The following is a 12,829-nucleotide window of genomic DNA, read 5'->3' on the forward strand; positions in this document are numbered from 1 at the left end:
CCCCCGGCACACGGCTCACACCCGAAAGACCGTCCTAGACCAGTCCTAGACCGTCCTAGACCCGGTCGCGATGTGCGAAGGCGGCGCGCAGGTCCGGTTCGCCGACCGCGTGGACCCCGCGGACGGCGACGCAGGTGAGATACGTACGGTCGTCGCCGTCCGAGGGACGGCGGGCCAGGGTGCCCAGCAGGCGCTGACCGGCCGGGGAGGCCCAGCGGGAGTAGGGGTGCGCCTCGACGCGGGCTATGGCCAGACAGCTCAGGCTCAGGGCGAGCGGCAGCGCGAACCACAGCGCGACCAGGCCGCGCGGCATGGCCGGCTGGGCCGGGGCCAGCAGCGCGGTCGCGCCCAGTGCCAGGACCGCCGGCACGGCGAGCCGCACCTGGCGCACCGCGGCCGCGACGGTGGTCCGGGCGCCGGGCGGCACGGCCAGTCCCGCGCGGACGAGACGGTCGCCCAGGTTGCCCACCGCGTCCGCGGCGGCCGCCGCGGCACGGACCGGGGCGATGCGGTTCTGTCCCTCGGGCCCGATGGCCCCGATGACCGACTCCTCGATCTCGTCCCGTCCGCGCGGGTCGACCACCGTCGCCCAGCCGGTGTGGGCGAGCAGCAGCCGGCGCTGCCGGGCCATGGAGACCATGGTCAGATCGGCGACCCGGCGCGGACCTCCGGAGAGGAACGCGGCCTCGTAGAGCGTCAGATCACGCTGGACCGGGTCCGAGTCGACGGCCGCCGCGCGTACGGCGGCCAGGCACAGCCGCGTACACGCCGTGCCGGCGACGGCCCAAGCCAGCAGCAGGAGGAGGACCCAGAACATGCCGCGTTTCTATGCCAAAGGCCCTCTCGGGCGCCATGCCTTGTTCACAATCCGGACGGAGCGTTGTCGGCCTGTGACGTTCCGCTTGTCCTGAACGGGACTACTGGGGAGGCGGGCTGGAGGCGGCCGGCGGCAGCGAGTAGGTCGCGGACGGCGTGGGGGCGACCGGGACCGCCGGGCTCGGGTCCGTCGTGGGGCCGGGCGGGGCGGGGGAGTTGACCAGCGGGGGAGTGCTCGCGGCCGCCATGTTGCGCGCCAGGGCGTCCCAGTCGACGTCGCCCGTCGCCTCCAGGACCTTGATGTGGTCCAGCACGGTCGTGTTCGCGTCGTCCGCGAGGGCGCGCACCAGCGAGTTGCGGGTGGTCGCGCGGACCTGGGCGACGAGCGAGAACACCTTGCCGTGCGCCAGCCGCGCGATGTTCACGAAGTCGTGGTCGTACTCCACGCCCTGCGCCCTGTTCAGGGTGGTGAGCCACTGCCGCTGCTGGGCGGTGGGCTCGTTGGGCAGCTCGATGCCGAGCCTGGCGGCGACGTCCCGGACCCGCTGGTCGAGGAAGGTGTGGCCCTGGACGAGGTGCTGCCCCGCCGTCCGTACGGCCTGGGTGGTGCCCTTCTGCTCGGCCTCCTGGCCGGCGGGCAGTTCCCACAGGCCGGCCTGGCGGACCCTGGTGAGGAAGTCGCGGTCGAGGCCCGACAGGGGGCCGTAGTTCGTGGCGACTGTCTGGGCGTTCAGCACGCTCACGCCGGTTCCCGACCGGTCGGCGTAGGACCAGATCGGGAAGATCAGTGCGAGCAGGGTCGCGAGCAGACCCGTGACGATGACGCCGGTTCCACTGACGATGCCCCGGCCCTTGATGGGTGGTCTCGGTCGCATGGTGCCTCCTACCTGCGGCACCGCACGCTGGTCGGTTGTGAGTGCGGGACTGGCATGTTACTGCGTGGTGCGGGCACCGATGCCGCGAGGAGGCGTATCCCACACTCGCCGCTCAGCGGTGCGACAGCACCCGCCGCGCCACCCGGGCCACCCGCCCCCGCCCGGACCGGGGCGGCACCGGCCCCGACCGCTCCTGCCACCAGCCGCGCAGCTCCCGCCGCACCCGCCCCTCCGCGAGCCGCCCCGACACCAGCAGATGCTCGGCGAAGTCCAACGCGTCCCGGCGATAGCCGCCGGTCATGGGGTGCCCGTGCGCGTACGCGAGAAACGCCGCCCGGTACGCCTCGCCGAGAATCCCCGGCAACTCGGGCGCGACCTTCCCCACCACATCGGCACGCTTCCCGGCGAGCGCCCGCGCCTGCACCCCGAGCCGCCCCCGGTCGAACCCCTCGGGCACGGGCGTCCCGGCGACGAGCGCGGACAGCAGCGCGGCCTGAGCGAGTCCGAGCCGCTGCCGGGCGCCCTCGGCGCTGTCCGAGGGGGCGGCGGGAGGCGGAGTCGGGGCGGTGGTGACGGGGGAGGGGGCGGCGGTCGGGGGTTCCTCGGTGGTTGCCGCTGTCACTGTCCCGGTGCCCGCCGCGGTCGCCGCCACCTCCCTCCGCACCGCTCGCCCCGGCTCGCCGCCCGCCGCCCGTCCTCTCTCCACGGCCGTCCGGATCGCGGCCAGCTCCCCCTCCAGCACTCCCGGCTCGGGGAAGTTCTCGTCCCGCTCCAGCAGCACGCCCGGCGGGCGCACCCGGGACGCGAGGTCGGTCAGGACGTCCAGGACCGCGTCCGGCACCGGGTGGGCGTGGCTGTCGTGCCAGACCCCGTCGCGTTCGAAGCCGCCCGCGACATGGACGTACGCGATGGCCTCCACGGGGAGCTCGGCGAGGGCCTTGGCCGGGTCCTCGCCGCGGTTGATGTGGTTGGTGTGCAGGTTGGCCACGTCGATGAGGAGCCGCACCCCGGTCCGGTCGACGAGGTCGTACAGGAACTGCCCCTCCGTCATCTCCTCGCCCGGCCAGCAGATCAGCGCGGCGATGTTCTCCACGGCGAGCGGCACGGGCAGCGCGTCCTGCGCGACGCGGACGTTCTCGCACAGCACGTCGAGGGCGTCACGGGTGCGCGGGACGGGCAGCAGATGACCGGCCTCCAGCGACGGGGACGCCGTCAGCGGTCCGCCCGCCCGGACGAAGGCGATGTGTTCCGTGACCAGCGGTGACCCCAGTGCCTCCGCCCGCTCGGCGAGCGCGGTCAGCCGGCCCGCGTCGGGACGGTCGGCCCCGCCCAGGCCCAGGGAGACACCGTGCGGGACCACCGTCACGCCACGCGCCCGCAGCCGCTGGAGCGCGTCGGGAAGGTGCCCCGGGCACACGTTCTCGGCCACGACCTCGACCCAGTCGATGCCCGGCATCCGCTCCACGGCGTCGGCGATCTCCGGCCGCCACCCGATGCCCGTGCCCAGACGCTCCATGGTCGTCCCCTCCCTGCCGTCTCCCCGAAGAACGTGACGGGGGTATGGCCCCGGCGCCCCGCCCCGAACCGCGCGCCCCGCACCTTCAGAGCAACATTTGAGGTTCCTTGCGTCCCGCCCGGCTCACCCGAGGACGCCCGCCGTGTCCACCGGGTCCGGCCGCCCGGTGTTGACCGTGCCGGGCGCGCCCGGCGAGGGGCTGGACGTCGTCGGCAGGTTCGCTCCGGGCTCGGCGGCGGGCGCCGAGGGCGCGACCTGGCCGGGCACGGGGGCCGCCGGTCCGGTCGGGCTGGCGGTCGTCCCGGCCACCGCGTCGTTGGCGATGGCGTCGAAGTCGACCTTGCCGGTCTTCTCCAGGATCGTGATGTGGTCGAGCACGGTCTGGTTGGCGTCCGAGGCCAGCTGCCGTACGAGGGTGTTGCGGGTGGTGTTCCGGACCGTGCCGATCGCCGGGAAGATCTTGCCGTGCGCGGACCGCAGCAGGTTCACGAACTTGTACTCGTACTCCGCGCCGCTCGCCGCCGACATCTCCTGCAGCCAGCCCTGCTGCTGTTCGTTCGGCTGGTTCGGCAGGGCGACGCCCAGCTGGGCCGCGACGATCCGGACCCGCTTGTCGAGGTCGGTGTGGCCGACGATGAGATGGTCGCCGGCGTCCTTGATGGCCTGGCTCGGCGCGCGCTCCAGGGCCTGCTGCCCGGCCGGCAGCTCCCACAGTCCGGCCAGCCGCACCCGCACGATCAGATCGCGGTCGGCGGCGGTGAGCGGGCCCCACTGGGTGTTCACGGTCCCCGCGGCCACGTTCGCCTGACCGGTGCCCGACCGGTCGGCGTACGACCACACGGGGAACGCGATCGCTCCGACGGTGGCGACGAGGGCCGCGACGAGGAAGGCCGTGCCATTGATCCGCATGCGCTGCAAAGGTCCCTCCCGGGTGAAACCAACTGGTCCACGGCGCGGGGATGTTGACCGGGCGCCGGTGACAGGAGGTACGCGGGGGTGGACCCGGTTGTTCAAGCGACGGCCAAATAACTAAACGACTGGTAAAGCGATATGCCCGCTCAGTCGCGTTTCGTCCACACCTCCGTCGTCCGCCCCAGCAGCCGCAGCGTCTCCTCCAACGGCCCGGCCTCCTCCGGCACCCGGACCATCGGCGCGAACGCGAACCCCGGTCCTCGTCGCGCCGGATCGGTCGGCACGCGCCGGGCGACGGCGAGCGCGGCGCCGAGTACCTCGTCCGGCAGCTCCACCGCCGCGCCGAGCGTGGCCGCGACATCCCATGCGTGCACCACGTAGTCGACGAAGTGGAAGCCGACCGCGATCCGTCCGGGGAAGCTCCCGCCGAGCTCGGGAAGCGCGAACTCCCTCTGCTCCACGCCCGGTTCACCGAACGCGCCGAGCACGTCCGCCGCAGCTGCCCGGTGCACCCCCGCTGGATCGCCCATGTCCGCCGGCTCCCGCCAGCGCTCGGCCTCCTGCCCCGCACCCCGCGCGGCGGCCGCGAACCCGTGGTGCTGGGCGGCCATGTGTGCCACGAGCCGCCGCAGGGTCCAGCCCGCGCACGGGGTGTCCCGCTCCCAGTCCTCGTCCCCCGCCAGATCCACCACCCGGACCGCCTCGCGCACGGCGATCCGGTCCAGCTCGACGATGTCCGCTCCGGTGACAGCCATGAGCCGAGCCTAAAACCAAGCGAACGGTCGTGCTACTTGTTTTCGCCGCCCGTTTCCGGAACCCTCTCCGGCTCGACGGCCGCCGCCCGCAGCCGCGCCGCGATCCCCACCCGGGCCCGGCGATAGGCGGTCTCCTCGGCCCGCAGCACCGCGATCCCGTTCGCGGTCTCCATCAACGCCACCAGCTCGAAGGCGAGTTGCGGCACATCCGTGTCCTCACGCAGCTCACCGGCGTCCCGGGCGCCGGCGACCGTGCGCTCCACGTACGCCGTCCAGTCCCGCTGCGCCCGCGCCACCGCCTCGTGCACGGGCCCCGAGCGGGCGTCGAACTCGGCGACGACCTCGTAGAAGAAGCACCCGCCCGGAAAGACACGGCCACGCGAGTACTCCAGCCACGCCTCGCACAGCCGCCACACCCGTCCGACCCCCGCGGGCTCCTCCTCGACCACCCGGACCACCCGCTCGGCGAAGATCCGTCCCGCCTCCCGGACCGTGGCGAGCTGCAGCTCCTCCTTCGACCCGAAGAGCGCGAACACCCCGCTCTTGCTCAGCCCCAGCTCCGTCGCCAACCGCCCGACGGACAGCGCCTCCAGCCCCTCCACGGAAGCGATCTCCACGGTCCGCGCCAGCACCGACCGCCGCGTCCGGTTTCCCCGCTCGACCCGCCCGTCCAGTCGTGTCATCGCAAGGCCGGATGATCGGCGACGACGGTGCACGAGCCGGGCGCGATCTCGGTGAACCCGGCATCCCGGACCAACGGCAGCCCACCGCCGGTCAGTTCGGCCCAGCGCCCCCGCTCGGCGGTCCGTACGGCCAGGGGGAACCCGGCGTCCCGCCACGCGGCGCGTTCCTCGTCCGACAGCTCCCACCAGGCGAGTTGAGCGCCGTGGCCCGCCTGGGCCATCGCCTTGCCCGCGGACATGTCCAGCTCCGGGTTCAGCCACAGCACGGGCTGCGAGGTGTCGGCCTCCGCCGGTGCCTCGGGATCGTCGAGGTCGGTGCCGGACACCTGCAGCCGGGCCAGGTCCTTCGGCCACCCGTCGAGCGGTACCGGCGGGAAGACCCGCACCTCGGCGGACTTCCCGGTGACGGTTATCCCGTCCAGCCCCTCCGCCCGCCGCCACTCGGCCCCGCGGGCCCGCCGTACGACCTTCCGGATCCGCGCGTCCTGCCACTCCCGCATCGCCTGGGCCCACGCGCCGTCCCCCAGGGACCGCTCATCGCTGAGCATGACGAGCACGGCCCGGGCAGCGGTCTCCAGGGCGTCGGTACGGGCGGGCGGCGCCGCCTTCTCGATCCGCACGACGAGCGGCAGCACGAACTGCGGGGCCTCGTCGCGGGCGGTGCGCTCGGACCGGAAGGGACTGTCACCGGTTGCTGTTGAATCAGGGCTCACACCAGGCAACTCTAAAGGGCCGCTCACCCTGAGCAGGCGCCGCGCTGGGCTTCCTGCCACTCGCAGACGGGGCACATCGTGATGCCCTTGTACGACTCCGGGTACTCCGTCGGCTCCCGGCACAGCACACACTCCGCGTACGGCGGACCGTCCGCCGTCGGCGGCTTCGTGGCGTCGGCGATCGTGCAGTACTCGTCGCTCATGACTCCAGCGTAAGTCGCTCACGCAAGCCGCTCGCGGACGCCGCTCACCGACGTCCCTGCGCGTCCCCCACCAGCTCCGAGACCTTCACGAACCGGTACCCGCGGGCACGCAGCTCCGGCACGATCGTCCGGACCGCGCGCTCGGTCACCGGGGCCGCGCTGCGGGTGCAGTGCATGACCGCCACCGAGCCGGGGCGCACGCCGTCCAGGACCTGCCGGGCCACCGCGTCCGCGTCCGTCGCGAACGCGTCGCCGCTCACCACGTCCCACTGCACGGCGGTGACGCCGACGGGGGCCAGCGCCTTGAGGGCCCGCTGGTCGTAACAGCCGCCGGGGAAGCGGAAGTACGGCATCGCGTCCCTCACCCCGGCCCGGCGGAACGCGGTGTACGCCCGCTCCACGTCCGTCCGCATCCGGTCCACCGTGACGGTCGGCAGGCCGTAGCAGTCGCCGGTGAAGGCGTAGTGGCTGTAGGAGTGGTTGGCGATCTCGAAGAGCGGGTCGCGGTCGATGGACCGCGCCTGCACCGGGTACTCGTCGGCCCACCGCCCGGTCATGAAGACGGTCGCCGGCACCTTCAGCGCCCGGAGCGTCGCGATGAGCTGCGGATTGTCGAACCGCTCGCCGGCCGCGGCCCGTTTGCCCTCGTCGGCGGTCATGTCGGCGTCGAAGGTGAGGGCGACGATCTTCCCGTCGGTGCGGGGGCCGTTCTTGAAGACCGGCGTCAGGCCGCCCGGGCCGGGGGCCAGGGTCGGCGGCCGGGAGGGCGCGGCGGAGGTGGCGGACGGGGCCGGGTGGGCGGCGTGTGGGGCCTTGACGGTGCCGCAGGCGGTCAGGGCGGTGCCGAGGGCGCAGAGGGCGGCGGCACGTCGTACGGGAGCGATCACCGTACGAACGTAGAGCTGATTGTCTTATTTATGTGGTTATGGGGGTGGTGTTCGGGGTCGGCGTCACTCGGTCAGGTCACCCGGTCAGATGTCCCGGCGCTCCAGCGGCCTGGTCGCCGGACCCTGGATCACCTTGCCGTCCTTGTCGAAGCGGGAGCCGTGGCAGGGGCATTCCCAGGCGCGTTCGGCGGAGTTGAAGGAGACCAGGCAGCCGAGGTGGGTGCAGCGCGGGGAGAGCGCGTGCAGGCTGCCGTCGTCGTCCCGGTACACCGCGACCCGGTCGTGTCCGGCGCGGACCACGGCGCCCTCGCCCGGCGGCAGTGACTCCAGCGGCGGCACCGGACGCAGCCGGTCGCCGACGAAGTGCCGGGCCACCTCGGCCTGCGTCTTGAGGAACGTCGGCGCCTCGCGCACCGCCGTCCGCAGCCGCCGCGGGTCGTACAGCTCGCTCCACGCGCACGGCTCGCCCAGGATCTGCGCGCTCAGCAGCCGGCCCGCCATGATGCCGCCGCTCATGCCCCAGCCGCCGAAGCCGGTGGCGACGTAGGCGTGCCGGGCGCCCGGGTGCAGCAGGCCGACCATGGGCACCGTGTCCGTGGGGTCGTTGTCCTGGGTGGCCCAGCGGTGGGTGAGGTCGGCGTCCGGGAAGTGGTCGCGGGCCCAGGCCGTCAGGTGCTCGAAGCGGGTCCGGGTGTCTCCGGTGCCGGGCGTGAAGTGCTCGCCGGTGACGACCAGGAACCGCCGTTCGTCCTCGCCGTACGGTGCCGTCCGCACGGATCGGGTGCCCTCGTCCGGCGTGATGTACATGCCCTCCGGGTCCCGGTCGACGGGGAGTGGCCCGGCGACGACCAGTTCGCGGCGCGGGGAGAGACGGGTGAAGAGCAGGGCCCGGTCGAAGATCGGGTAGTGCGTGGCGACCACGACGTCCCGGGCGGTCACCGTCGCGCCGGACGCGGTCGCCACGCGGCACGGCTCGCCCTCGTCGAGGCCCGTGACCGTGGTGTGCTCGTGGATGCGCCCGCCCCGGCGGACCAGGTCCTCGGCGAGCGCCAGCAGGTACTTGCGCGGATGGAACTGCGCCTGTCCGGTCACCTTCACCGCCCCCGCCACCGGGAACGGCAGCCCGGTGTCCGTCGTGAACGAGGCCGGCAGCCCCGCCCCGCTCGCGGCGGCCACCTCGGCCCGCAGCTCCTCCACCCGGGCCGCGTCACAGACATAGGTGTAGGCGTCGCGGCGTTCCCACTCGCAGTCCACGCCGAGTTCCTCGGCGACCTCGGCGGCGTGCTCGACGGCCTCGCTCTGCGAGCGGGCGTACAGTCGGGCGCCGTCGGGGCCGCGGGTACGGCGCAGCTTGTCGTAGATCAGCGTGTGCAGCGCGGTGAGCTTGGCGGTGGTGTGGCCGGTGACACCGGCCGCGACCCGGTCGGCCTCCAGCAGGGCCACCGACCGGCCGGCCCGCGCCAGCTCCCACGCGGTGCTCAGCCCGGCGATCCCGGCGCCGATCACGGCCACGTCGACCGTGAGGTCCTCGGTGAGCGGAGGATGGTCGGGGCCCGGGGCGGTCTCGAGCCAGTACGAGCCGTTGACGTGCTGGTCCTCGTTCATGGCGGCCGGGTACCCAGCCCGGCAGGGATCAGTGTTCCAGGAGCCGTTTGCGGCACTCGGCCGGGTCGAACCCCGGCTCCGGGTACTGCGGATCCAGCGCCTGGAGATGCTCCAGGAGCAGCCGTGCCACGGCCCAGTCGCGGTACCACTTGCGGTCGGCCGGGATCACGTACCAGGGGGCGTGCGGGGCGGAGCAGCGGTGCAGGGCGATCTCGTACGCCTCCTGATAGGCGGGCCACAGGGCGCGGTCGTCGATGTCACCGGGGCTGAACTTCCAGCGCTTGTCGGGGCGGTCCAGGCGCCTGAGGAGACGGCGGCGCTGCTCCTCGAAGGAGATGTGCAGGAAGCACTTGACGAGGGTGACCCGGTCGTCGGCCAGGCGCTGTTCGAAGCGGTTGATCTCGTCGTAGCGGCGCTCGATCTCGTCGCGCGGGGCGAGGGCGCGGACGCGGGGGACGAGGACGTCCTCGTAGTGCGAGCGGTCGAAGGCGCCGATCTCGCCGGGGCGGGGGAGTTCCTTCTCGACGCGCCACAGGAAGCCGTGCTCGCGTTCCTCGGCGGTGGGCGCCTTGAAGCCCATGACCCGGCAGCCGGCCGGGTTGAACATCCCGACGACGTGCTTGATCGTGCCGCCCTTGCCGCTGGTGTCCATGCCCTGCAGCACCAGCAGCACCCGGCTCCGGTCGCCCGCGGTGCCGGCCGCCCAGAGCCGCTCCTGGAGCCTGGCCAGCCGCTTGCCGGTGCGGGCGGTCTCCGCGCGCCCCGCGGCCTTGTCCTTCGGGCCCGCCGGCCCGTGCCGGGTGTCGTACTCGGCCAGGTCGAGATGTTCACCGCCGGGCACGCGCAGCAGCGTGCGCAGATCCTCGTTCCTTCCGTCCTTGGCCACGGGAGTGTCCCTTCCAGTCAGCGGCCGTAACGGCCGGTCAGGGTGCCCGAGGCCAGTGTGTGGCCGGCGAGTGCGCGCCCCAGGTCGTCGGGCGAGGCGTCGGAGGGCAGATGGAGGGTGCGGTCGGCGGCGTAGACCGTGAAGACGTAGTGGTGCGGCTGGTCTCCCCTGGGCGGGCAGGGGCCGCCGTAGCCGGTCCGCTTGAAGCCGTTGCGGCCCTGGACCGTTCCTCGCGGGACCTGGCCGGCGGGCCAGCCGGTCCGGTCCGGGGGCGCGTTCCACAGCAGCCAGTGGGTGAAGGTGCCGTGCGGGGCGTCGGGGTCCTGGACCAGGAGCGCCAGGGTGACGGTGGCCGGGGGCAGGCCGGAGAAGGCGAGCGGCGGTGAGACGTCCTCGCCGTCACAGGTGTGGCGCCGCGGGATCGTGCCGCCCTCGGCGAAGGCGGGGCTGGAGACGGCGAGGCGCCGGCCGGTGTCGGGCGAGGGCGCGGAGGAACTCCCTCCGCCGTCCCCGCAGCCCTGGACGAGCCCCACCGCCATCGCCACACCGACGATCACCACCGTGCGCCGCATGCACGGAACGCTAGCCCCGCGATCCGTGCCCCGCCAGCGGCGTGGTCACTTCTCCAGGTGGTGGTCCTGCGGGTGTTCCTGGGCCCTTTCCAGGAAGCGCAGCAGCTCCACCGGGAAGGGCAGCACCAGGGTCGAGTTCTTCTCGGCGGCGACGGCGACGATCGTCTGCAGCAGCCGCAGTTGGAGCGCGGCCGGGGTGTCCTCCATCTGCTGGGCGGCCTCGGCCAGCTTCTTGGATGCCTGCAGTTCGGCGTCGGCGTTGATGATGCGGGCGCGGCGCTCACGGTCGGCCTCGGCCTGGCGGGCCATGGAGCGCTTCATCGACTCCGGCAGCGAGACATCCTTGATCTCCACCCGGTCGATCTGCACGCCCCACCCGATGGCCGGGCTGTCGATCATCAGCTCAAGGCCCTGGTTGAGCTTCTCGCGATTGGAGAGCAGGTCGTCCAGGTCGCTCTTGCCGATGATGGAACGCAGGGAGGTCTGCGCCATCTGGGAGACGGCGAACTTGTAGTCCTCGACGTTGACCAGCGCTGCAGCCGCGTCGACCACCTTGAAGTAGACGACGGCGTCCACCCGCACCGTCACGTTGTCCCGCGTGATGCCCTCCTGGGCCGGGATCGGCAGCGTGACGATCTGCATGTTGACCTTCGCCAGCCGGTCCACGAACGGGACGATCATCGTGAACCCGGGTGTGCGCACCTCACCGCCGAGCCGCCCGAGCCGGAAGAGCACCCCGCGCTCGTACTGCTTGACGACGCGCGCCGCCGCGGCGGCGTAGACGAGCGCGCCCGCTCCGGCCGCGACCACGGCTGTCACCAGCTCAGGGACCATCACGACCCCCTCGGAGAGAGGTCCATCTGTCTGTTTATGCAACGATATGCCCGGTGGCCGGTCCCGGGCCACGAGGGTCCGGGACCGGCCACCGGGGTGCTTATGCGGCCGTCGTCACCCGCACCGGTTCGGAGCCGACCGCGCTGTGCCGCTCGGCCCAGTTCTCCAGTGCCGTACGGCAGGCGTGGTCCAGGTGGTGCAGTCCGGACAGGTCCAGCTCCACCGGGCGGTCCTGGGGCAGCGCCTCCAGGCTGTCGAGGATTTTCGGGAGCCTGAGGAAGGTCGCGTTGCCCGTCAGATGGACCTGGATGGGACCGGCGCCCTTGTCGACGATCTCGGTCCTGAGGTGCGAGGCCTCCCAGGCGGTCTTGACCACGGACAGGGCCAGACCGATGAGCACGCCCTCGAACATGTTGACCGCGACGATCGAGACGGCCGTGACCACGAGGATCAGCGCCTCGCCCCGGTGGCTGCGCCACAGCGCCGAGATCTGCCGGAACGGGATCAGCTTCCAGCCCGCGTGCACCAGGATGCCGGCCAGGGCGGGGATCGGGACCAGCGCCAGGGCGGACGGCAGCGCGGCGGCGAACAGCAGCAGCCAGGCGCCGTGCAGCACCCGCGAGGCCTTGGTCCGCGCGCCCGCGCTGACGTTGGCGGAGCTGCGCACGATCACCGCGGTCATCGGCAGCGCGCCGAGCAGACCGCACACCGTGTTGCCCACGCCCTGGGCGACCATCTCCTTGTCGTACTCGGTGCGCGGACCGTCGTGCAGCCGGTCCACGGCCGCCGCGCTGAACAGGCTCTCCGCCGAGGCGATCAGCGCGAACGCCACGATCGTGCCCCAGATGGCCGGGGTGGCCAGCTCACCGAAGGCGTCGCCCCCCGGCACCTGGATCACCCCGAACAGGCCCTCCACCGTGACGGTGGCGACCGGCAGGCCGAAGGCGAGGGTGGCGGCCGTGGCCAGGACCACCGCGGCGAGGGCGCCCGGCACCGACCGCAGCGCCTTCGGCATCCTCTTCCACAGCACGATGACGGCGATGGTGCCCGCGCCGATCGCGAGCGAGGCCAGCGCCTCGGTGCTGCCGAGCGCGTCGGCGAAGGCCCCGGGCAGGCCCGCGATCTTGCCGAGGCCGGTCTCCGGCGCCTTCAGGCCCGCCGCCGCGTAGATCTGCCCGGCGATGATCACCAGGCCGATGCCGCAGAGCATGCCCTCGACGACGGAGACGGATATCGCCCGGAACCAGCGGCCTATCTTGAAAAAGCCCATCGCGAGCTGCAGCAGACCGGCCATCAGCACGATCACACCGAGCGTGCCCACGCCGAACTCGCTGACGGCCTCGAAGACCAGCACGGTCAGACCGGCGGCCGGCCCCGAGACCTGCAGGCTGCTGCCGGGCAGGAACCCGGTGACGAGGCCGCCCACGATGCCGGTGACCAGGCCCAGTTCCGCCGGGACGCCGGAGGCGACCGCCACGCCGACGCACAGCGGCACGGCGACCAGGAAGACGACTATGGAGGCGAGGAAGTCCTGCCGCAGATGGGGGAACTTCGAGGTGAGGGTTGTCATCG

The 12,829-nt window shown here is 72.9% G+C and carries 14 protein-coding genes; all 14 read right to left on the bottom strand.

Features of this window, described 5'->3' with window-relative positions:
• Positions 1-55: 55 nt before the first annotated feature.
• On the bottom strand, positions 56-817 hold the full coding sequence (locus ABZZ74_RS04970) for a TIGR04222 domain-containing membrane protein (RefSeq protein ID WP_356761920.1): 762 nt from the start codon (positions 815-817) through the stop codon (positions 56-58).
• A gap of 100 nt (positions 818-917) precedes the next feature.
• Positions 918-1,691 (bottom strand): DUF4142 domain-containing protein, encoded by a 774-nt coding sequence (locus ABZZ74_RS04975; protein ID WP_356761921.1) that lies wholly within the window; start codon positions 1,689-1,691, stop codon positions 918-920.
• Between the two features lie 112 nt (positions 1,692-1,803).
• Positions 1,804-3,207: a DUF692 domain-containing protein gene (locus tag ABZZ74_RS04980; protein WP_356761922.1), complete on the bottom strand. Its 1,404-nt coding sequence runs from the start codon at positions 3,205-3,207 to the stop codon at positions 1,804-1,806.
• Between the two features lie 123 nt (positions 3,208-3,330).
• Positions 3,331-4,116 carry a DUF4142 domain-containing protein gene (locus tag ABZZ74_RS04985; RefSeq protein ID WP_356761923.1) on the bottom strand — a complete coding sequence of 262 codons (786 nt, stop codon included), beginning with the start codon at positions 4,114-4,116 and terminating at the stop codon, positions 3,331-3,333.
• A gap of 149 nt (positions 4,117-4,265) precedes the next feature.
• A complete protein-coding gene (locus ABZZ74_RS04990) occupies positions 4,266-4,874 on the bottom strand; it encodes a TIGR03086 family metal-binding protein (RefSeq protein WP_356761924.1) in 609 nt (202 codons plus the stop codon).
• 32 nt (positions 4,875-4,906) lie between these two features.
• A complete protein-coding gene (locus tag ABZZ74_RS04995) occupies positions 4,907-5,557 on the bottom strand; it encodes a TetR/AcrR family transcriptional regulator (RefSeq protein ID WP_356761925.1) in 651 nt (216 codons plus the stop codon).
• A complete protein-coding gene (locus ABZZ74_RS05000; RefSeq protein WP_356761926.1) occupies positions 5,554-6,270 on the bottom strand; it encodes an aminoacyl-tRNA hydrolase in 717 nt (238 codons plus the stop codon). The genes ABZZ74_RS04995 and ABZZ74_RS05000 overlap by 4 nt, the downstream gene beginning before the upstream one ends.
• Before the next feature lie 23 nt (positions 6,271-6,293).
• A complete protein-coding gene (locus ABZZ74_RS05005) occupies positions 6,294-6,473 on the bottom strand; it encodes a hypothetical protein (RefSeq protein ID WP_356761927.1) in 180 nt (59 codons plus the stop codon).
• Positions 6,474-6,517: 44 nt separating this feature from the next.
• A complete protein-coding gene (locus tag ABZZ74_RS05010) occupies positions 6,518-7,360 on the bottom strand; it encodes a polysaccharide deacetylase family protein (RefSeq protein ID WP_356761928.1) in 843 nt (280 codons plus the stop codon).
• Positions 7,361-7,444: 84 nt separating this feature from the next.
• Positions 7,445-8,965 (bottom strand): FAD-dependent oxidoreductase, encoded by a 1,521-nt coding sequence (locus ABZZ74_RS05015; protein WP_356761929.1) that lies wholly within the window; start codon positions 8,963-8,965, stop codon positions 7,445-7,447.
• A 28-nt stretch (positions 8,966-8,993) separates the two neighbouring features.
• On the bottom strand, positions 8,994-9,851 hold the full coding sequence (locus ABZZ74_RS05020; RefSeq protein WP_356761930.1) for a PPK2 family polyphosphate kinase: 858 nt from the start codon (positions 9,849-9,851) through the stop codon (positions 8,994-8,996).
• Positions 9,852-9,868: 17 nt separating this feature from the next.
• Positions 9,869-10,423: a YbhB/YbcL family Raf kinase inhibitor-like protein gene (locus ABZZ74_RS05025; RefSeq protein ID WP_356761931.1), complete on the bottom strand. Its 555-nt coding sequence runs from the start codon at positions 10,421-10,423 to the stop codon at positions 9,869-9,871.
• Positions 10,424-10,468: 45 nt separating this feature from the next.
• Positions 10,469-11,257: a slipin family protein gene (locus ABZZ74_RS05030; protein WP_356761932.1), complete on the bottom strand. Its 789-nt coding sequence runs from the start codon at positions 11,255-11,257 to the stop codon at positions 10,469-10,471.
• Positions 11,258-11,357: 100 nt separating this feature from the next.
• Positions 11,358-12,827 (bottom strand): SulP family inorganic anion transporter, encoded by a 1,470-nt coding sequence (locus ABZZ74_RS05035; protein WP_356761933.1) that lies wholly within the window; start codon positions 12,825-12,827, stop codon positions 11,358-11,360.
• Positions 12,828-12,829 lie beyond the last annotated feature (2 nt).

Origin of the sequence: Streptomyces sp. NPDC006476, assembly GCF_040612015.1 — a bacterium.
GTDB classification, from domain to species: domain Bacteria; phylum Actinomycetota; class Actinomycetes; order Streptomycetales; family Streptomycetaceae; genus Streptomyces; species Streptomyces griseorubiginosus_B.

Bases quoted from the DNA above. Each gene is read 5' to 3' on its own strand.
- ABZZ74_RS04970 (WP_356761920.1), bottom strand. From the start codon at position 817: ATGTTCTGGGTCCTCCTCCTGCTGCTGGCTTGGGCCGTCGCCGGCACG.
- ABZZ74_RS04975 (WP_356761921.1), bottom strand. From the start codon at position 1,691: ATGCGACCGAGACCACCCATCAAGGGCCGGGGCATCGTCAGTGGAACC.
- ABZZ74_RS04980 (WP_356761922.1), bottom strand. From the start codon at position 3,207: ATGGAGCGTCTGGGCACGGGCATCGGGTGGCGGCCGGAGATCGCCGAC.
- ABZZ74_RS04985 (WP_356761923.1), bottom strand. From the start codon at position 4,116: ATGCGGATCAATGGCACGGCCTTCCTCGTCGCGGCCCTCGTCGCCACC.
- ABZZ74_RS04990 (WP_356761924.1), bottom strand. From the start codon at position 4,874: ATGGCTGTCACCGGAGCGGACATCGTCGAGCTGGACCGGATCGCCGTG.
- ABZZ74_RS04995 (WP_356761925.1), bottom strand. From the start codon at position 5,557: ATGACACGACTGGACGGGCGGGTCGAGCGGGGAAACCGGACGCGGCGG.
- ABZZ74_RS05005 (WP_356761927.1), bottom strand. From the start codon at position 6,473: ATGAGCGACGAGTACTGCACGATCGCCGACGCCACGAAGCCGCCGACG.
- ABZZ74_RS05015 (WP_356761929.1), bottom strand. From the start codon at position 8,965: ATGAACGAGGACCAGCACGTCAACGGCTCGTACTGGCTCGAGACCGCC.
- ABZZ74_RS05025 (WP_356761931.1), bottom strand. From the start codon at position 10,423: ATGCGGCGCACGGTGGTGATCGTCGGTGTGGCGATGGCGGTGGGGCTC.
- ABZZ74_RS05030 (WP_356761932.1), bottom strand. From the start codon at position 11,257: ATGGTCCCTGAGCTGGTGACAGCCGTGGTCGCGGCCGGAGCGGGCGCG.
- ABZZ74_RS05035 (WP_356761933.1), bottom strand. From the start codon at position 12,827: ATGACAACCCTCACCTCGAAGTTCCCCCATCTGCGGCAGGACTTCCTC.